Source organism: Gilvimarinus sp. 1_MG-2023 (assembly GCF_030548285.1).
Genome location: NZ_JAUOSC010000226.1, coordinates 1 through 411 on the forward strand (window position 1 = coordinate 1; position 411 = coordinate 411).

The 411-nt window shown below is 53.3% G+C and carries 1 protein-coding gene; it reads left to right on the forward strand.

All coding sequences use genetic code 11. The features are described from left to right. Nucleotides 1–411, forward strand: a 411-nt coding sequence (locus Q4563_RS16540) for a SufD family Fe-S cluster assembly protein (protein ID WP_303605262.1), incomplete at both ends; no start/stop codon positions are given.

A 411-nucleotide genomic window follows, 5' to 3' on the forward strand; every position in this document is an offset into this window, starting at 1 on the left:
GGTCACCATCGGCCGTAACAGCCAGCTCGACAAACCGCTGCAAATCTGTTCCATCAACACCGGAGCCGAATCAGCCTACAGCGTCAATAGCCGGGTTCTGGTGGTATTGGAAACCAATGCGGAACTGACACTGATTGAACAATTTGCTTCCGTCTCTGCACACGACGATAACAGCTTTACCAACAATCAGACCGATATCCAGATCGGCGACAATGCCCGTCTGACCCATTACCGCCTGAACCGGATGCAGTCCGCCAGCGCCTTTATCGGCAGCAGCCGCATCGACTTGCAGCGTGATGCTCACTATCAGGCGTTTCATTTAGGGTTGGGGTCAGCACTGACGCGCAACGATCTGGTGGTTAACCACAATATAGGTGGTTCGCACTCAGAGATTTCTGGTGTGTATGTGCC